The sequence below is a fragment of the Psychrobacter sp. DAB_AL43B genome (genome assembly GCF_900168255.1).
In the GTDB taxonomy this organism is placed as follows: domain Bacteria; phylum Pseudomonadota; class Gammaproteobacteria; order Pseudomonadales; family Moraxellaceae; genus Psychrobacter.
Map to the genome: position 1 here is coordinate 1043051 of NZ_LT799838.1, position 20405 is coordinate 1063455.

Annotated in this window: 17 protein-coding genes; 4 read left to right on the forward strand and 13 right to left on the reverse strand. The window is 42.6% G+C overall.

All coding sequences use genetic code 11. The features are described from left to right. Positions 1-160 precede the first annotated feature (160 nt). Positions 161-529: a hypothetical protein gene (locus DABAL43B_RS04535; RefSeq protein WP_079691267.1), complete on the forward strand. Its 369-nt coding sequence runs from the start codon at positions 161-163 to the stop codon at positions 527-529. A gap of 128 nt (positions 530-657) precedes the next feature. On the opposite strand, the gene DABAL43B_RS04540 is transcribed toward DABAL43B_RS04535, so the two are convergent. The 3 genes from DABAL43B_RS04540 to DABAL43B_RS04550 form a co-directional block, all read right to left on the reverse strand. Beyond that, the gene (locus DABAL43B_RS04540) at positions 658-1044 is read right to left on the reverse strand and encodes a hypothetical protein (protein ID WP_079691268.1); all 387 of its coding nucleotides are present in this window, start codon (positions 1042-1044) and stop codon (positions 658-660) included. 149 nt (positions 1045-1193) lie between these two features. Then, positions 1194-2240: a lipoyl synthase gene (gene lipA, locus DABAL43B_RS04545; protein ID WP_079691269.1), complete on the reverse strand. Its 1047-nt coding sequence runs from the start codon at positions 2238-2240 to the stop codon at positions 1194-1196. A 162-nt stretch (positions 2241-2402) separates the two neighbouring features. Then, entirely contained in the window at positions 2403-2747 is a 345-nt protein-coding gene (locus DABAL43B_RS04550; protein WP_145952549.1) for a carboxymuconolactone decarboxylase family protein, read from the reverse strand. A gap of 596 nt (positions 2748-3343) precedes the next feature. Between DABAL43B_RS04550 and acnB the strand changes: the two genes are divergently transcribed. Together acnB and DABAL43B_RS04560 are read left to right on the forward strand one after the other, a co-directional pair. Beyond that, positions 3344-5947 (forward strand): bifunctional aconitate hydratase 2/2-methylisocitrate dehydratase, encoded by a 2604-nt coding sequence (acnB, locus tag DABAL43B_RS04555; protein WP_079691271.1) that lies wholly within the window; start codon positions 3344-3346, stop codon positions 5945-5947. 206 nt (positions 5948-6153) lie between these two features. Beyond that, positions 6154-6597, forward strand: coding sequence for a PACE efflux transporter (locus DABAL43B_RS04560; protein WP_079693033.1), 444 nt, complete (start codon positions 6154-6156; stop codon positions 6595-6597). 122 nt (positions 6598-6719) lie between these two features. Here DABAL43B_RS04560 and DABAL43B_RS04565 read toward each other — a convergent pair whose 3' ends face one another. Continuing rightward, positions 6720-7517, reverse strand: coding sequence for an enoyl-CoA hydratase/isomerase family protein (locus tag DABAL43B_RS04565; RefSeq protein ID WP_079691272.1), 798 nt, complete (start codon positions 7515-7517; stop codon positions 6720-6722). Between the two features lie 359 nt (positions 7518-7876). Between DABAL43B_RS04565 and DABAL43B_RS04570 the strand changes: the two genes are divergently transcribed. Then, complete coding sequence (locus tag DABAL43B_RS04570) at positions 7877-8689, forward strand: alpha/beta fold hydrolase (RefSeq protein ID WP_079691273.1); 813 nt, start codon at positions 7877-7879, stop codon at positions 8687-8689. A gap of 118 nt (positions 8690-8807) precedes the next feature. Here the strand turns inward: DABAL43B_RS04570 and DABAL43B_RS04575 are convergent, their stop codons facing one another. The 9 genes from DABAL43B_RS04575 to DABAL43B_RS04615 form a co-directional block, all read right to left on the reverse strand. Continuing rightward, complete coding sequence (locus DABAL43B_RS04575) at positions 8808-9872, reverse strand: HpcH/HpaI aldolase/citrate lyase family protein (protein ID WP_079691274.1); 1065 nt, start codon at positions 9870-9872, stop codon at positions 8808-8810. A gap of 84 nt (positions 9873-9956) precedes the next feature. Continuing rightward, complete coding sequence (locus DABAL43B_RS04580; protein WP_079691275.1) at positions 9957-11138, reverse strand: cysteine protease StiP domain-containing protein; 1182 nt, start codon at positions 11136-11138, stop codon at positions 9957-9959. Positions 11139-11217: 79 nt separating this feature from the next. Beyond that, positions 11218-12027: an HAD hydrolase family protein gene (locus DABAL43B_RS04585; RefSeq protein WP_079691276.1), complete on the reverse strand. Its 810-nt coding sequence runs from the start codon at positions 12025-12027 to the stop codon at positions 11218-11220. Between the two features lie 466 nt (positions 12028-12493). Beyond that, the gene (locus DABAL43B_RS04590; protein ID WP_079691277.1) at positions 12494-13465 is read right to left on the reverse strand and encodes a peptide ABC transporter ATP-binding protein; all 972 of its coding nucleotides are present in this window, start codon (positions 13463-13465) and stop codon (positions 12494-12496) included. Next, a complete protein-coding gene (locus DABAL43B_RS04595; RefSeq protein WP_079691278.1) occupies positions 13462-14538 on the reverse strand; it encodes an ABC transporter ATP-binding protein in 1077 nt (358 codons plus the stop codon). The genes DABAL43B_RS04590 and DABAL43B_RS04595 overlap by 4 nt, the downstream gene beginning before the upstream one ends. Next, positions 14538-15452: an ABC transporter permease gene (locus DABAL43B_RS04600; RefSeq protein WP_079691279.1), complete on the reverse strand. Its 915-nt coding sequence runs from the start codon at positions 15450-15452 to the stop codon at positions 14538-14540. The genes DABAL43B_RS04595 and DABAL43B_RS04600 overlap by 1 nt, the downstream gene beginning before the upstream one ends. A 270-nt stretch (positions 15453-15722) precedes the next feature. Continuing rightward, positions 15723-16739, reverse strand: a complete 1017-nt coding sequence (locus DABAL43B_RS04605; protein WP_079691280.1) for an ABC transporter permease — start codon at positions 16737-16739, stop codon at positions 15723-15725. Between the two features lie 212 nt (positions 16740-16951). Continuing rightward, on the reverse strand, positions 16952-18595 hold the full coding sequence (locus DABAL43B_RS04610; protein WP_079691281.1) for an ABC transporter substrate-binding protein: 1644 nt from the start codon (positions 18593-18595) through the stop codon (positions 16952-16954). 501 nt (positions 18596-19096) lie between these two features. Next, positions 19097-20383, reverse strand: coding sequence for a phosphoribosyltransferase domain-containing protein (locus DABAL43B_RS04615; protein ID WP_079691282.1), 1287 nt, complete (start codon positions 20381-20383; stop codon positions 19097-19099). Between the last annotated feature and the right edge of the window lie 22 nt (positions 20384-20405).

Below are 20405 nucleotides of genomic sequence, written 5' to 3' on the forward strand. Positions count from 1 at the left end.
CTTATAATGAAATCGCATGCTTTCCAATATTAAACGTAGTTTTACACTTTCTAACTTAAAATAGACACCTACTTTGTGTAGTATAAATTAATAAATGATGGCTTGTTTGACAGCTATTTTGAATTAATTATATTTATAAGTTTTTGAAAGGGATGTAGCTATGTTTGATCTCAAGGCATTATTAAAAAGAGGCATAGAGAAAGAATTGCTCGATGTAGATGACTATATTTTCATGCCTGAGAGTATAGAGATTATGGTTGATGATGGTCAATTAAAATGCATCTTAAACAGTGATGGTCGAGTCAATATTTTTTACACTAAGCAAGGCATAACGGATGTGAGATCAGCGGCTCGTAAGCATCCATTTACTGCTTTTGAGACAGAACTGAATCACGGAATTTATGATGACATCATTCATGACTTGGTCAAAGAGGTGAATAAAATCCTTGATGGTAAATCTAAATATTTCCACCGTAGAGTTCTACCGGTAGCAGTGCCTCAGAGCCTATCGAATGGTGGGGGCTTATAAAGAGTTAAAGAATAAATGAATAAGTAGTATTGTGCTTGATAAAAAAAGAGGACGTTATGGTTAATAACGTTCTCTTTTTGATTGAGTTATCCGTCATGCTTCACGAGACAGATTTTTCAAACCACTGCTTATTTAACGATACTGGTATAACAACTTTGTAGTGACTTAGCGACGACTCTGGTCACCAATTGGGTACGATATTGCGGATCTATGGCTGCATTACCCAATTCAATGAGAGTCACTTGCTGTGGTGCTTGCTCACTTACGCAACCACAAACTCTACCTTTTACGGCTTCTTCTTGGGCGTCTGTCATAGCGACACTAGCAATACGCCACGCATTTTGGTTTTCAATCTGACTGCGACATTGATTATCAATAGCAGCCTTAAAAACGTTCATACCGATCTCGCTTGCAGTACCCATTGTATTGCCTGCATTGGTGTTTCCACCGGTTGTCGCACAACCAGATAGGACAAAAGTAGCCATTAACGCCGTTGAAATAAGTAGTTTTTTCATGATATTCCCTTTGATGTTTGTTGGTATTGATAGCGGTGCTATTTTACAGCGTTTTAACGATATAAAAGTAAAGATAAAAAACAAGAATAAAAAAAGAGGCTGTCATAAGCCTCTTTCTTTATAGTGATACAAGTTTTTGCTAAATAATTTTAACAGCCAAGTTTTCCTTCAGCAATCAGTGCTTTTTTACTACGAATTGGTGCAGGGCAATCTTCGCCATAATACTGGCGATCGGCAAAGTAACTTGAGCGTACCATAGGGCCCGCCCAAATGTTAAAGAAGCCAATCTTTTTGCCGTAGTCCATATAGCGCTGAAATTCATCAGGATGCACATAACGGTCGACTGGTGCGTGGTTTTTACTTGGTTGCAAATATTGACCGACTGTAATCATATCCACATTATGCGCTTTTAGATCATCAAGTAGTGCATAGATCTCTTCTTCGGTTTCACCAAGTCCAACCATAAAGCCGCATTTTGTAGCGATATCAGGGCGACGTTCTTTATAGATTTTTAGTAAGTCTAATGAATGTTGATAATCAGAACCTGGACGGAAGGCTTTATATAAACGAGGCACGGTTTCGATATTGTGGTTAAAGACATCCGGCGCGGTTTCAGTCAGCAAATCTAAAGCAATATCCATACGCCCACGGAAATCAGGTACCAGTATTTCAATCAAGCAATTTGGGCTAAGTGCTCTTGATTCATTAAGCACTTCGACGAAATGCATCGCACCGCCGTCTTTTAGGTCATCACGGTCAACTGAGGTAATAACCGCGTATTTTAGCTTGAGACCTAAGATAGTTTCGGCAGTATGGCGTGGCTCATCTTTATCCAGCTCATTTGGGCGACCATGACCGACATCACAGAACGGACAGCGACGCGTACAGATATCACCCATAATCATAAAGGTGGCTGTACCATCAGAGAAACACTGCGCTAAGTTAGGGCAGGCGGCTTCTTCACAAACGGTATAGAGCTTTTGCTCACGCAAAGTAGCTTTGATACGTGCTACTTCAGCAGGTGATGACAGCTTAACCCGAATCCAATCTGGCTTTTTCTTCGCCTCGATGGTCGGGATTACTTTAATTGGGATACGCGCAACTTTATCATAGCCACGTAGCTTTTCACCTTGGATGGCTTTTTTTGGTTTTGCGCGTGCAGCGGGAACGTGCGTTTGTACGGCGGCGTTTGTCATAATCAAATTATCTCTTAACCCTTGATAGGATAAGGGTTTATGGCATTATTAGAATGTTTTATGAATCGAGCTATTATAGCAGATGTGTAGCCATTAATTTTTAGACGATCGTATTAATGCGACTAGGCTCAGGCTACTATGAATGAACTCTTTAGCGTAGTTTTATTTATTGATATCAATATCTAAGTCATTCAGCACTTCTATGGCGGCACGAAACGCTTCTTGAGTGGCAGGCGCGCCGCAATAAGGCAAACTGTGCATCAAAACTTCTCGAATTTCAGCGACACTGGCACCGTTATTAATCGCACCTCGGATATGCCCTTTTAGCTCACTTGGGCTCTTTTGTGCAATTAAAAAAGCGATGGTGATTAAGGAGCGATATTTGCGCGGTAAAACTGAATCGTCTTGCCACGTACTGCCCCAAGCGTGCTCAATAATCCAATCTTGTAATGGCTGAGTAAATGGCGTCGCTGAGTCAAGCGAGCGTTTGACATGCTCTGCGCCCATTACTTCGGTGCGAACTTTTAAACCGTTTTCATAATTGGCATTTTGATTGGTGCTTTGATTGGCATTGTGACTAATACTATTAGCTTCCGTCTCTTTGTTTTCCATTATCATCCTTGATGTTATGCGTAAATATAGTGAGCCTCATTGAGGTTTAGTTATTAAATAGTATACCAGTCGAGCGCGTTTTATTTAACTGTTAATCGAGATATAGTTGATTTTATACAGCGATAACAACGTGTAATAATAACAATGTCCTAAAGTAGCAATGCCGTATTCTTTTTTAAGTGAATAGACGGTCTTCACAGCACTTTACTACGAACATATATTTTGAATGTTAAGCGGCAAAATAAGTCCTCAGTATGAAAATTTCAGAATTTATGATATAGGCACCATTAGTCATATTATTTATGGCACTATTTTTATAATAAATGTCCAATATGGCCTTATATTGCGCCTTTTCTCGGCTTAGCCATTAACTTTTTAGGCGTTTTAAGCTATGATTGCACGAATAATTATTCAATGCAGTACATCGATGTAGGCTGTCATCCTGACTACTCACGTGATGTACTGGTCACCAACCGACGAGGACGACTATTGTGTTAGAAGCTTATCGTAAACATGTCGCAGAACGTGCTGAGCTAGGTACTGTACCACTTCCACTAAATGAGAAGCAGGTAGCAGAATTGGTTGAGCTACTTAAAACTCCACCAGCGGGCGAAGATGCGTTCTTAATGGATTTGTTAGAAAATCGTATTCCTGCCGGTGTTGACCAAGCTGCCTATGTTAAAGCGGCATTTTTAGCTGCTATCGTGAAAGGCGAAGCGACCTCTTCACTAGTTAGTAAGAAAAAAGCGGTTCAAATTTTGGGTACTATGCAAGGTGGTTATAACGTACAGCCACTCGTTGCTGCATTAGATGACGCAGAAGTCGCGCAAGAAGCCGCTGAAGCCTTGAAAAAAACATTGCTAGTATTTGATGCGTTCAATGACGTGACCGAAAAAGCCGAAGCCGGCAATGCTATCGCAAAAGAAGTGGTTCAATCTTGGGCAGACGCTGAATGGTTCTTGAGCCGTGCTGCAGTACCAGAAAAGACCACATATACGACGTTTAAAGTAACGGGCGAAACCAACACGGATGACTTGTCACCTGCGCAAGATGCGTGGAGCCGTCCTGATATCCCATTACATTCATTAGCCATGCATAAAAACTCTCGCGACGGTATTACTGCCGACGTTGAGGGTGAAATTGGTCCAATGAAGCAAATTGAAGCACTAAAAGAAAAAGGCCATCCGCTTGCTTATGTTGGCGACGTGGTAGGTACGGGTTCTAGCCGTAAATCTGCGACCAACTCAGTATTATGGTTGATGGGCGATGATATCCCGAACGTGCCAAACAAACGTGGTGGCGGTCTGGTACTCGGTAACAACATTGCGCCAATCTTCTTTAATACCATGGAAGATTCAGGCGCATTACCAATTGAGAAAGTTGCTGTTGATAACCTAAATATGGGTGATGTGTTCGATATCTATCCGTATGAAGGCAAAATCACTAAGCATGACTCTGATGAAGTACTGTCAACGTTTAAACTAAACTCGCCAACCTTGCTTGACGAAGTTCGCGCTGGTGGCCGTATTCCACTAATCGTTGGTCGTGGTCTGACCAATCGTGCTCGTGAATACATGGGTCTTGGTCATTCAGACATCTTTGCTAAGCCAGAAGAGCCAGTCGATACTGGTAAAGGCTTTACACTAGCGCAAAAGATGGTTGGGAAAGCTTGTGGTCTAGCCGGTGTTCGTCCTGGTATGTATTGCGAACCAAAAATCACTACGGTCGGTAGTCAAGATACCACTGGTCCGATGACCCGTGATGAGCTAAAAGACTTAGCCTGCCTAGGTTTCCAAGCAGACTTGGTTATGCAGTCATTCTGTCATACGGCTGCTTATCCAAAGCCAGTTGATATCGAAACTCAGCACACCCTTCCTGACTTTATCATGAACCGTGGCGGCGTGAGCTTACGTCCAGGTGACGGTATTATTCACTCATGGTTGAACCGTATGCTACTTCCAGATACCGTTGGTACTGGTGGTGACTCGCATACCCGTTTCCCAATCGGCATCTCATTCCCAGCTGGTTCTGGCTTGGTAGCTTTTGCTGCTGCTACTGGTGTTATGCCACTTGATATGCCTGAATCTGTCCGTGTCCGTTTCATCGGTGAGCGTCAAGCCGGTATCACGTTACGTGATTTAGTTCATGCCATCCCTTATCAAGCGATTAAAGAAGGTCTGTTAACTGTTGATAAGAAAGGTAAAATCAACGAGTTTAACGGTCGTATTCTTGAGATTGAAGGTTTAGAAGATTTAACCGCTGAGCAAGCGTTTGAATTGTCTGATGCATCTGCTGAGCGTAGTGCTGCTGGTTGTACGATTACTCTATCTGAGAAGTCAGTTGCTGAGTATCTGACTTCGAACATCACCTTGTTAAAGTGGATGATCTCAGAAGGTTACGGCGATGCGCGTACTATTAGCCGTCGTATCGAAGGCATGCAAGAGTGGCTGGCTAATCCAAGCCTAATGCGCGCTGACGAAGATGCAGAATATACCATCGATATGACCATCGATATGTCTGAAATCAAAGAGCCGATTCTTTGCTGCCCGAATGATCCAGACGATGCAAAAACGCTAGCTGATGTCGCTGGTGATACTATTGATGAAGTATTTATTGGTTCATGTATGACCAACATCGGTCACTTCCGCGCTGCTGGTAAATTGCTAAAAGATGTCCCAGCAGGTAGCTTGCAAACTCGTCTATGGATTGCGCCACCAACCAAAATGGATGCGCGTCAGTTGATGGAAGAAGGCTACTATAATATCTATGCACAAGCCGGCGCTCGTACTGAGATGCCAGGTTGTTCACTATGTATGGGTAACCAAGCGCGTATCGCACCGAACTCTACTGCGGTATCGACTTCTACCCGTAACTTCCCGAACCGTCTAGGTCAAGGCGCTAACGTCTATCTAGCATCAGCTGAATTGGCTTCTGTTGCTGCGGTATTGGGTAAATTACCAACCAACGAAGAGTATCAGCAGTACGCTGGTATGCTTGATAGCATGGGTGAAGAAGTGTATCAATACATGAACTTCGACCGTATGGAAACCTATACTGAAGAAGCGGATAAAATTAACGTTGCTCAGTTAACCTAGTTGTTAATAGAAACGTTAAGATATCTATAAGAAAACCCCGTATCGTTATGATGCGGGGTTTTTTGCTGTGAGCGATGGGTAGTTTCTCTCATTATCTTATGTATAATATATGTGCAGACGGAAACCGTGGCTCTGTAATTTTTTCTATTTTCTCTCTCGGGACGGACCGATACTTTGATAGGCACTGATGTGCTTTGGAGTTTTGGTTGATTACTTTATCCCCCATCAAACGCCGTATAGTCTATGTGACAGTTTTTGAAATTATTGCTATCATCTCATCCACCTTGGTTCTTATGTTGTTGAGCAACAGCAGCGCCGCAGAATCTCTACCAGTTGCCGTGATGGTGTCATTGGCAGCGGTAATTTGGAATTTTATTTACAATACAGCGTTTGAAAACTGGGAACGTCGTAAGCAGGTGACGCAGCGTACGTTCTTCATACGTAGTGCCCATGCGATAGGGTTTGAAGGCGGATTGGTTTTGATTTGCCTGCCGCTATATGTGATTTGGTACGATGTTGGTTTTATTAAAGCCTTTATAATGGAAGCTGCCTTACTGCTATTTTTCTTAGTTTATACTTTTCTCTTTACGTTGGGTTTTGACAAAATATTTACCTTACCGCATCAATATAAAAGTGCCTCTGCTTCTTAGTAAGTAATAATACGGCTAGAAATTATTGTTTAGGTATCTATCGTTTATAGGTTCTTACCAAAAAAAGGCTACATAATAGCAGCCTTTTTAATGATATTACCCAGAGCAGCGTTATAAGCGTTTTATTTACCCTGATAAACAGGCTTGCGCTTTTCCATAAAGGCGGTAATACCTTCTTTAAAGTCAGCTGTTTTAGCTAGCATGGTTTGCTGATCAACTTCCATATCTAACGCTTCATTAAGACCCATATACGCATGCGTGTTAATCATATGCTTCATCGAGGCTAATGCTTTTCCGGGTAGATTGCTTAAACGAGTTGCCAATGCTTGGACGCTTGCATCCAAATCGTCTGCGCTGACGACTTCATTGATTAAGTTTAGGCGTGCCATATCTTCTGCTTTGAGCTTATCACCGAGCATCACCATCTCTGTGGTTTTTGCGACGCCAATCAATTGATTCAATAAATAAATACCGCCAGCATCTGGAATCAGACCGATATTGACAAAGGCTTGGACGAATTTGGCATTATCAGCGGCGATACGAAAGTCACAAGTAAGGGCAAGATTCATACCAGCGCCAGCGACAGCACCTTCTAGTTTAGCAATAATAGGCTTATGAATATTACGCAGTTTTAAGCTAATCTCAGCCACTTCACCGACCATAAAATTCAGCTTGTCAGATAATGCCTCGCTTTCCATGCCATTCTCTAACATCTCACCGATATGCCCACCGCTTGAGAAATGACCACCTGCACCCTGTAAAATAATGACTCGTACTTGCTCATCTTCATCTGCTTTATTAAGCGCATCTACCATCGCATTCTTGAGTGAGGTGCTAAAAGCATTAAGCGTTTTTGGGTCGTTCATCGTGATGGTAGCGATATGATTTTCTGCTTGGTACTCAACGAGAGCTTGTGACATTTCGATATCCTTAGTTAAATTTTCTATATAAACGTTGTTGGTAAAAAATAGAGGTTGGCAATAAGTGTGACAAATAATGCAATGCTGATTACTATAGCAGTTTGGGATTATTATAAAAGCTGGTTTTGTGGGCGCTGAAGACACGCTTAAAGCAATTTTTTTATTTGCAGTTATATTTATTGATAGAGGTATAAAACCTTACCGTTCAAAAATAAGGCTACTAACTGTAGGTTGGTTAAATTATGCTAGAAGGCTGTGTTTCAAAAGGCTGTGTTTTAAAGGGTTATAGGTTATAAGGGTGAGGGATTTGCTCGGTAATGTGCTTATTTTTAATTTATTAAACAAACAAGGAAGTGGTTATGCCAACGATTAATGTGAATAATGTCGATATTTATTACGAAGACAGTGCGCCCAATGACAAGCAAAAGCCAGTTATGGTGTTTGCCCATGGTTTGCTATGGAATACGAGCATGTATGACAAGCAAGTCGAGTATTTTAAAGCTGGCTACCGCTGTATTGCCTTTGATTTTCGGGGACAAGGTCAGTCTGAAATTACCAAGTCTGGCTATGATATGGAGACACTAACGGAGGACACGCTTGCGCTACTGGATGCGCTAGATATCAATAAGTGTCATTTTTTAGGCTTATCAATGGGTGGTTTTGTCGCCCAGCGTATCGCGCTAAAACGTCCTGAATTATTGCTATCGCTCACGCTACTTGAAACATCAGCCGATCCTGAAGACCCAAAAAACGTGCCACAGTACCGCAAGCTTATGAAGGCCATTCGTTGGTTGGGTATGAAGCGTGTCAGCCAAAAAGTGATGCCTATTATGTTTGGCAGCAGTTTTTTAGCTGATAAGTCGCGTAAGGCTGACCGTAGAGAATGGTTGTCCATATTACAAAGCAACCGTAAAGATGGGGTCATTAAGGCGACCACGGGTGTCATTGAGCGCACGGCAACTTATGATCAGCTAAGTGATATTAAAACGCCCACACTCATTATCGTTGGCGATGAAGATGCCGCAACACCGTATGCAAAAGCTGAGCGCATGCATTTTGCGATAGCAGGCTCTAAGCTTGTAGTGATTAAAGGCGCTGGGCATACGGCGACAGTCGAAGAGCCTGAACAGGTGAATAAAGCCATTAATAAATTCTTAGCAAATTTTGTATAGCATTTATCAGTATAGGTAAAATTTTTTAGAAAAAAGCCGTTATCATTGATTTGATAACGGCTTTTTTCTTAGGAGTCTTAAGGTATTAAATTTAAAACTGCAATTTTACTGCTTTAATTTATAGCCGCGAGGTATAGTCATTATTGCCATCATTAATGGTGCCAAACACGTCGGCTCTATTAACTATCTCAGTTGCCCAAGCGCGATGCGTAGCAGGCTCTAGCATCGTATTGTTATATTTAAATACTGCTTTTGCCTCGCTATGTAAGATTGCCTGAGCCTCGTCTAAAGTACTAAGCGGTACGCAATACGCTTGTTGCACCAAAGCAATTTGGCTTGGATGGATAACGGTTTTTCCGACCAGCCCTAAGCTTACATCACGGGTCAGCTCTTGCATAAATAACGTTGGCTCATCCAAATATTCAAATACCGGTGCAGACAAATAAAAACCATGCGGCACAAAACAGCCAAGTAGCTGATAGGCTAGCGTACCAACGGGCGTGTCATAGACAATGCTATTCTTAGGACGACGCAAACGCAGCGCCGCAAACAAATCATTGCCACCGATACGCAAGGTAAATACGGGCTGGCTAAATGCTTCTTTAAAAGCAATGGCCAACTCTTGATTATGATGTGGATTAAATAGCGCTGCGGTCTCAAGTGTCGGCATCAATAGCATGTCAGTATTTAAATTCTGACATGCCATACGCCAATTAGACAAGCTATACATATCGACTTTGGGCATGACAAAACCATCAATCAAATCGATATGTGCAAAATGCGATAGCTGTTCTAACATTGCCGGATGACGCGGGCGCACAAATACCAGTGGTCTGGTTGGCTGCTCGGTATGAATATCCGCCTCTTTTGATGGCTCATTGATGCTATCGACGTGCGCCGCCCATGTATGCAGCAAGGTTTGCAGACGTATGATTGCCAGTTCAACATCATTGTGGCTGACGGCATCTTCTAAGCAGATAATAATACTGTTAATCGTCGGTAATTTATCACGCTTAATCACTTGCCAAATATCTTGGCGCGTCGCTGGCATATATAAGCTGGCGCCCAACTGGTACGGATGATGCGCATGAGGCTTGATCATGGCATGACGCTCAGTGATGAGATGCGCATAAGACTGGGTATTCTGATAAAGGTTGGACTCGTTGTTTGGTATGTCTGACATAATGGGCATCGTAAATAGTGATAAATGAATGATTAGAGAGAGAAAGTGATACGGTAAAAACGCCAGCGCTAAGACGATAAAGTATTAACGATCTGTGGCGCGCTGCTTGATAAGGGTAATTGCTTGATAGGGTAGTATTTTATCACCTAATACACTGATAGCGATATGTCGTTGCGCACATAAATGTCGTAATAATACGGTATCGGGATGCTCAGCGCTGGCCAGCAAAATACGTTCTGGATCACGGCGTAATATCGCTCTTGTCGCCTCAGCGATAGTCGGCTTAATACGGTTGCGATTGGTGATGTTGTATTCTGCTGCCAGCTTATCGATTAAGTCTGCGGTCTGGTAGCGAGGTTGCTTGTACGTTGGCAAGCATTGCAAAGGCGTGGTCAATGTACGCCTTACGGCATCGATATGATCGACAAATGCTAAGCTATGATCTACCTCTATTAAGTTATCATAAAAGACACTGCGATGTAGCCCCGATTGCGGCTCGGTATATAAGCTACGTGAGATCAGCCCTGACACCGTACTATTTAATAAACCCGATGGAATCAACCAGTCTTCCTCGCTAGCAGCAAGCCAAGCAACGCCAGCCGGATCAGCAAGAGTCAATAAGGGAATAACACCCTTACCTTGATGGAAAATGTTGGCAAAATTGGTATGGCTAGGATCAGCAAATACTTCTAAGCTATGAGCTAACTCTTGATAAATAGCCCCCTTACCGGTCCAACCATCGATAAATACGATGGGACTGTCTGGATGGCTGTCCAATATCATCTGTAAGGCAACAGGATCAAGACCACGATCACGAATGATACTGACGCCGTAATGCACACTTGGTAAAGAATAGCTGCTATTAATATCTGCCAACGCGCGCTGTAATAATACGCCAATCGGCAAACCTGCTCGCACTAAGCTAACCAATATTAACGGGCATTCATTATTGACTGTTTTCTGAAAAACATGCTTTAGCGTATAAGCTAAATTAGCAATATCAGTCGCTGCTCTTATCTTGCCTTGCTCTAACGCCTGCATGTATAGCTGCTCATGCATGGCACTTGGTACGTCCTCTAAGGTCAACATATCGGAATAATGGCGCTGACCACTTTGGATGAGTGCTTCTTTTTGGCTAACAGGCACATCGGCAACGGCGTCTTTATCGACAATATCGAGTAGGACAGTGACATCGCTGGCAAGATAGCTACCTGAGCCGTAACGTTTTAAATCGACTGTTTTTGTATTAGGGTTATTTGAGGTCATGGTAGAAATATTAGCACTCGCTTAATGACAATATGATGATGGTGTAATGACAATGACAATGAAACGTCTATTATTAAGCTTAAAATTGCTCATGAAGTTGCCCGTGATTGGGCATACCGTACCAGTCAAGCAGTTGCAAAAATGGTAAATCTGCCAGACTGTCGCCAAAACCGAAGCTTGGGCGCTGACAGTCCAAATGCTGTTCTAATAAAAACTGCACCGCATGACGCTTATGAACCCCATGCGGCAATATCGCTAAATTATTAGCATTCACATGCACATAAAAGTGTTGTTCAAAATTTGGTATAAATATTGGTAACTGTTTGGCTAAATCTGCTAACGCTTGATGGTCTTTTTCTGTGTGTTTGATAGCGAGGTAAATGGTCAGTTCACTATCAATAAACGTATCCGTATGCGGGGTAAGCTTTAAATCGTTATGAGTACTATCGCTTCTTTGACTATAATTATGAATCCAATCAGTCAGCTGATTTAAGATATTCTGTAGTGGTGCAAGGGCATTATACATATGCTGCTGCCACGTGTTTAGTAACGCGCCATCAGGCGTTAAAATCACTGCACCATGGGTCAATATTTGCCAACTGTTGAAAGGTAATTTAACGCGTTGAATTTCATGACGATCACGCGCTGTGACGGCTATCAATTCAGTGCTAGCAAGGAGCCAATTAAAAAACATTGCTTGGCGCTGACTCATAAAGCTTAACGGCTCATCTTGTTTATTGACTGTGGCGCACACTAAGTTTTTAGGCTCAGTCGTTGGTAATTCCCATGCGTCAATCTTACGCTGAGTTTGGAATAGCGTGTCGTCTAAATCCATAAGAGCATAAGGCTTGATAATGTTTTGATTTGGTTGGAAAAATGGGAGGGACATTACGTTTTCCAAAGATAAAAGTTATGCCAAGGCTGTTTAAGTATGAGTATTCAATGGAGATAAAAGACTAAGGTTTTAAGTCGCCACTTACACATCAAACATATCTTAGCCAAATGCAGATAGTATAACGATAATCATAAAAAAGGGCAGAATAAATGAATAATAAAAGCGCAAATTTGTCAAAAGAGAATTGAATTCAGCGAATTTAAATTTAGGATTGGGCAGGTAGTTTCGAATGACCAAAGAATGAAACACTTCGTTGTAAGAACGAGTTAGGAATGACTATAGCTATAAATTTTATAAACTCAGAAAATTCAGTGTGTAAATGTTCCGAGTTTATCAGAAATTGATTATCCAAATAATAGGACGATCTTAGGCTAGTCAGGAGCCTTATCATAGAATCAGCACCAATCAACGTCCTGTTTTATTCTACTACTATTGAAAAATAGAGATATATTTAGTTGTACTATCCATATATCTCTTCTAATCTTAAACAAGATACTAAGCGTCCTTCCCATTCACGCAGCTCAGGCTCGATTTCGCTACATATAGGCTTGGCGTAGGGACAGCGTTTATGGAGAGCGCAGCCACTAGGCGGATTTAGCGGACTAGGCAGCTCACCTTGTAACGTCAGCTCTTTTTTATGTCCCGTAACTGTCGGTGCTGCTGAGAGTAAGGCAATGGTATAAGGGTGTTTAGGATTATTATAAATAGCATCTTTAGCACCGTGCTCAACAGCCTTGCCTAAATACATCACCATCACATCATCTGCGACATGACGCACAACTGAGAGGTTATGCGAGATAAAGACATAAGCAGTATGGTATTCATCTTGCAAGTCCATAAATAGATTTAACACTTGTGCTTGAATAGAGACGTCAAGTGCTGACGTCGGCTCATCAGCGACGACGATCTTAGGGTTAAGCATCATGGCACGAGCAAGAGCGATACGTTGACGTTGACCACCAGAAAACATATGGGGATAGCGACCCGTATGCTCAGGACGCAAACCTACGTGCTTCATCATTGCATGGACTTTGGTGCGTTTTTCTTCTTTGCTCAGTGTAGTATGAATGTCTAACGGTTCCGTCAGCTGAAAACCAATAGTATGGCGTGGATTGAGACTACCATAAGGGTTTTGAAACACCATCTGAATCTCAGTACGCAAGTTTTTCAGCGCGCTCCTATTATAGCTGGTTGTTGCCTCATCATTAATAAATAGCTCGCCACTGGTCGGCTGCTCTATCAAAGTAAGCTGACGCGCTAACGTCGACTTGCCACATCCTGATTCACCGACGACCGCGAGAGTTTTACCGGCTTCTAGCTCAAATGATATGCCATTCAACGCCTTGACGAATGCTTTACCTTTTCCTAATCCTAGAGATACTTGATAGTGTTTATGCAGATTATCTGCCTTTAAGACAATTTTATGACTCATATTTCAGACTCCAAAGTAGCGGTTTGAGCAGTCCGAGTAGGATGTTCGGGAAGGGTTGCGTGAATACAGCGGACTTCGCCATTTGGGGTTTTTAAAATAGGTGGTGGCACTTCACAAGCTAGCTCTTTATATGGGCAACGTGGGGAGAGTAGACAACCTGTTGGTCTATCATATTGGCTCGGCACCACACCTGGTAAGCTATTCAATCTATCTTGGCCTATTGCAAGTTCAGGAATTGCTTGCAGTAGGGCTTCGGTATAAGGATGAGCAGGTTTTTGGAATATTTCTGGCACTGTGCTGGTTTCAACTACTTGACCAGCATACATGACGGCGACATCACGAGAGTTTTGCGCGACTAAACCCAAGTCATGGGTGATAAGCACCATGGCCATCTGTTTTTCTCGTTGTAAGCGACTGAGCAAATCCATAATTTGAGCCTGAACGGTCACGTCGAGAGCGGTCGTCGGTTCATCAGCGATAAGCAGTTTTGGCTCACAAGCTAATGCCATCGCAATCATAACCCGTTGACTCATACCCCCTGAGAGTTGGTGCGGATAAACGCGCAGGCGATTCTTAGCATCTGGCATTTCAACCAGCTCTAACAACTCTAAAAGACGCTGTTTTACGGCTGCTCCGCGCAAGCCAAGATGGGTAGTTAATACTTCTCCCATTTGCATCTCAACCGTAAAGCTTGGATTAAGGCATGACATAGCATTTTGAAATATCATCGAAATATCTTTGCCGATAATCTTGCGCTTTTGTTTTGCTGGCATGGTTAGGAGTTCTTTGCCATCAAAGTTAAGACGGTCAGCAGTCACGGTAGCAGAGGACGGCAATAAACCCATTAGCGCCATCATAGTGACCGATTTACCTGAGCCAGATTCACCGACAACGGCAACGACCTCTCCTTGTTTTATTTTTAAAGAGACATCATCGACCGCACGAAATGCTCGCGCTCCTTGTCCAAAGGTTACGGATAGATGCTCGATGTCGAGGAGTAATAGGTTATCTGTGTCAAGATGGTTCATTGCTGGTTTATTCACATCAAAGCTATTTATTTGAGAATCGTTCATTAAGATACCTGCTTCAATTTTGGATCTAAGGCATCACGCAGACCGTCGCCCGTTAAATTGATGGACAATGCGGCTAAGAAAATCGCTACACCCGGCCAAATCGCTAACCAAACATTACTTTGGATATATTGACGAGCGGTACCTAGCATTGCGCCCCACTCAGCATCGGGTGGTTGAACACCGAAACCTAAGAAGCCAATCGCGCCTGCTTCCAAAATAGCAGTAGAGAAAATCATGGTAGCTTGGACGATTAATGGCGCCATACAATTGGGTAGTATGGTAATAAACAATAACCTTAATACGCCTGCGCCCATGACCTGTGAGGCAATAAAATACTCACGTTGCAGCTCAACCATTGCCGTCGCACGAGTTAACCTGATAAAAGGCGGCGTACATACTAAAGCAATCGTAATGATGGTGTTGGTCATCGAAGGCCCTAAGATAGCGGCAATAATAATGGCAAGCAACAAGCTTGGATAAGACATCAAAATATCATTAACCAACATGACAGCTTTGCCCCAAACCTTTGGCCAAAAGGCAGCGCTTAGCCCTAAAGATACGCCCACAATCATCGCTATTGAAGTGGCACTGATACCAATAAATAGTGAATAACGTGCCCCATGCATGACGCGAGAGAGCGTATCACGACCGGCATCATCAGTGCCCAAAAAGAACATCGAATCACCGCCACTAAAGAAGGATGGCGGTAGCTGCTCTTTACCGGTAAACAATTCATAAGGGTCATAAGGGGCAATGGTAGGGGCTAAGACAGCGATAATGACCATCAGCATTAAGACCATAAAACCCAGTACTGCGCCTTTATTTCGGCAAAACGTGTATAAAAATAGCTGCCAAGACGTTGGCGGTTTAGGTGCAACCTGCGCAACATCGGAAGGAATTACAGAAGGCTTCATTGGATATTCCTTTAGTGAGTCAAACCTTGTTTTACTCCACTGACTTGATTACTTTATTGGGCTAAGCTGTTTATTTAAGTTGTTTATTGCTTGAGCTAACTTAGCACCTGCTTGTCTTAGGCAAGCTGAGTAATACAAACTTAGGGACACAAGGTCATCATGGGCACTATGGGTAATTATTAAAAACTATAAATAGCTATTGCAGATACAGTTACAATATATTAGAAATGCATCAAAAATGTATTAAATGGGCTTCACCCTAACAATAAGCTATGAGGAATGGCGAATTCTAGGATTAATAAACCCATACAAAATATCGATCATTAAGCTCACTAAAATCAGTGCGGTGGCGACCAATAAAATACCATTTTGTACAATGGGGTAATCACGCGTAAAGAAGCCATCTAACAACCAGTTGCCAACACCCGGCCAACTAAAGATAGTCTCAGTGATAATGGCACCAGCCAGTAAAGTTGCCATCTGTAATCCCACGACAGTAACGACGGTAATGAGCGCATTACGCATCACGTGGATTAAAATCACACGTTTTGGTGACAAACCTTTGGCTCTTGCGGTACGTACATAATCTTCGTCTAACACCTCAAGCATTGCCGAGCGCGTCATACGAGCAATCATAGCTAGCGGAATGGTAGATAGGGCAATCGAGGGTAAGATGAAATGCTTTACAACATTCCAAAAGGCGCCGGGCTCACCAGAACTTAAGGAGCCTAGTAGCCAAGAACCATATAAAGGTTTGACGTCTAGGAACTGTGCGACAGAGATGACGCCAGAGACTGGTAGTAGGCCTAAGTAATGGGCGAAGATACCGGTTAGAATAGGGCCCAGTAGGTAGATAGGCATAGAATACCCTGCCAGTGCTCCCGACATTAACGTGTAGTCAATCCATGTACCTCGGCGTAGGGCAGCAAAAATACCTAGGCTTATACCAACCACACTAGCTATCGTAATCGCGCAAAGAGCCAACTCTAATGTCGGCACAAAATGCGCAAAAAAGTCCTGTAATATAGGCGTTCGCGTACGAAAGGATTCACCAAAGTTACCTTGCAGTATCCCGGTGAGATAATCCCAATATTGCACGGGTAAAGGTTTATCTAAACCAAGGCGGGCTAAAGCCTGTGCATGTAGCTCAGGATCAACCATGCGCTCTCCCATCATGATCTCAACGGCATCGCCAGGTACGAGGCGAATCAGGATAAAGGTCGATAGGGTTAAGCCGATATAGACCGGAATCAGGATTGAAATCCGGCGTAAAATATAAAGTAGCATAGCTCGGCTCATTTTTATAGAATTGGCTTTTACAAGATATAGCTCAGGCTCAAACAAAGACGGCTGGTACAGAGTCTCTGAACCAGCCGCAAACGCATATAAAGCAATGACTATAGAGTAAAAGGCGTCACTAGAGTTTGTTCGGTACTGGTATTGAATCTAATACCAGTACCTAATGCAGCACTGATATTAGCTAAGGTTATTTAATACCTTTATTCAATATCAACGCCGTCAAAGCGGATGGAGCCGAGTGGGCTAATTTTGTAGTCTTTTACGTTAGGTGTGGTTAGTACCGTTACGACTGAGTTGGCAACTGTGGTCCAAGGTAATTGGTCTTTAAAAATGACCTGAGCCTGCCTGTAATTGGCAATACGCTCATCTTGATTGGTAATTGCACGCGCATCGGTCACCAGCTTATCAAAGTCTTTATTACACCAGCGCGAGTAGTTGTTACCACCGACCGCATCACAAGATAATAAAACGCCTAACCAGTTATCAGGATCGCCATTATCGCCGGTCCATCCTGCTAGGATCGCTTCAGGTTCGCCTTTACCAGCGCGTTTAAGATACTCGCCCCACTCATACGTCACAAGCTTGGCTTTAACGCCAACTTTCGCCCAATCCGATTGAATCATTTCTGCCATTAGCTTGGCATTAGGGTTATAAGGGCGTTGAACCGGCATATACCATAAGTCGATTTCTAGGTTTTTAGCACCCGCTTCAGCCAGTAAGGCTTTGGCTTTTTCGATATCGTAAGGCGCGTCTTTAATGTCTTCGTTATAGCCCCACTGCGTTGGTGGCATTGGGTTGGTGGCTTTGATACCAGAACCTTGGTAGACCGCATTGATGATAGCGTCTTTATTAATCGCCATATCGAGCGCGCGGCGCACATTGACATCTTTTAGGTCTGGTTTTTCAGTGTTATAGCCTAAGTAACCGACGTTAAAGCCCGCATCATCTAGTACGTTTGCTTTGCCAGATTTTTTAGCAGAGTCCACTTCAGATGGATTAGCATAAGCCGAGACATTACATTCGCCAGCTTGTATTTTCTGGGCGCGAACCGCTGAGTCTTTAGTGATAACAAAAACAAGATTATCAATATGAATATCGTCTTTATTCCAGTAGTCAGGATTTTTGGCATAACGAATCTGCGCGTCTTTTTGATACGAGGTAAAGACAAATGGTCCGGTACCAACGGGCTTAGTGTTTAGGTCAGCGGCTTTGCCAGCATCTTGTAATTGCTTGGCGTACTCTGCAGAATGTATATAAGCAAATGGCATAGCTAGGTTTTGTAAGAATGGCGCATTGGTCTCAGACAAAGTGATTTTAACCGTATAATCATCAACTTTTTCGACATTTTTGATAATATCGGGTAAGCCCATATCTACTGAATAAGGGAATTCAGCCGGATAGTCTTTATTAAAAGCAAAGCCTGTATCGGTTAGGCGTTCAATAGTAAAGATAATGTCATCGGCGTTGAAGTCACGCGTTGGGGTGAAATAATCGGTCTTGCCGAATTTGACGCCTTTACGTAGATTGAGCGTATAAGTTTTACCATCTTCGCTAATTTCCCAACTTTCTGCTAATCCTGGTTCAATTTCGGTTTCACCACGTTTGAACTGTACGATACCGTTAAAAATAGGATAAGCACTAGCATCGAAGTCAGTACCCGCCGTATATTGCGCAGGATCAAAGCCGGCTGGACTGCCTTCTGAGCAGTAAATTAGGGTCTTAGCGGCTTTAGCATCGCTACCGGCATCTGCCGTTTTGTTCGCGGTTTTATTATCGCCGCTACAGGCACTAACGCCTAAGGTAAGGGCTGCTAGCAAGGTGAGCTTGAAGAAAGGTATTTGCATTATGATTACATCCTGTATGAAGCGTAAGATAATTATCGATTAACGGTACGACAATGATGCTATACACCATTGATAGCGAGCCCTAATCGATAAACCTTTAATTCCTTTTAAAGTATTTATCAATTCAAATTATTTCAGCGCAAGACAAATTATTTGGAATTTTAAATTGACTTAGGAAAAATTCCCTCAAGCTTTTAATCTTCTAATAATTGAGCTGTTGGAGCTGAATAAACAAATGAATAGACCGAATATATATGTAAATATAAGGTTACGCAAGGTATCTATAACGTAAATATGAATTTTTTTATGCTATAGACATCTTTTTTATTATGAGTTGTACAATTAACTTCCTTAAAATCAAAGGTATATAAAAGCAAGCTTTGTTTTAGAGAAAATATGAAACAATCTAAAGGCGCTATTATTACGGCTATCAATCCATTAGCAGTAGCTATTCTCAGTAGTTATTATCAATAGCTATTAATATTTATGCTAAGTGTTCAGTTATGTAGGGCTGACTATCAACACATTATCCAAACCTTTCCACATGCCATCGACGCTATCAGCTGATGTCTCTAGGCACAACACAATTAAGTCCCATTCATTGGGATCGACATTATAAGCAAAGTTGGTCATGCCAAGCCCATAATTATCGCTAAAACTTAGCATGGTAGTAATCGCCCCACCAATGGCAATCGGCGAGCGTGTCAAAGCGCTAAAATTAACAGTAGAGATAGTTCCAGAGTCTTGAGATTGCGCTATTGCTTGGTTTTCTAACCATTCAGCCAATAAGAATGGTAACCAAACAAATTCATTACTACCCAATACTAATATCTTTTTTGGTAACTCAGCTTTATCAAACGATGTTTGCTTATTAAAGAGTGTAAATGCTGTTTGAAAGTTTTCCAGATAGTTATCAAAACCATCCTTGCTATTTAGCGTTGGAAAACGTCCCCAATTACCGGTATTACCTAAAGCGTGACTACCAGCTTCCGTCGTATCGACCGATGGCATGGTAATTGGCTTAGGGTTGGGTGCATCCGTCCATTTCCAAGCGCCAGATAGTAAGTGATGACGATAAAAATCAATATTTGGCAAGCGTTTCGCGACTTGATCAGACACAGCATCATCCGCGTCGGCTTCACCCTGATTCTGAGCTAGTGACCAATCAACCAATGTCGTTAAATGCACCTGCTCCAATTGCGTCAGCCCTGCGTTACGTAGCGCAGTGACGACATTGACGCAAGTATTGCCTGTTGATGCTTCGTCGTCGACCATAATAAGGGTTTTGCTGGCAAGTAATTGCGCTTGGGTGACTTTATCTTTACTTTGATAAATTAAATGCTGGCTGGCATGGCTGTGATCTTCGCTAAAAGTCGTCAATAAAGCATCGGTATCACTGTCATTATGCTGTGCGTGACGAGTAGAGTTGAGCAGTAATGCATTCGGGTATCGCGTTTGAAGTGCTTGATGAACGCCAGCAGATAAGCCAACGGCAGTTTCGGCCATACCAATGACCAAAATAGGCTCAGGTAAATCATTAGGGACTAAGTCAGCCAAATCAGTAAAGGCACTACGCATGGTGCTGGGCGCAACTGGAATATGACGACCTAGTACTTTTGAGACAAACAAAAACGCCCGTTTTGGATTAATACGCTGGGCAAAACCAAGCAGGTCTTCTAGCTGGTATGATTCATCTTCTATTCGTTTGGTGGCAGTATTTATTTGATAGGTTAGATCAAGAGTGCCGCGTGGTAGGGTGATGGTCGCAGTGTATTTTTCATTAGACATTCATATTCCTTAACAGACTTCT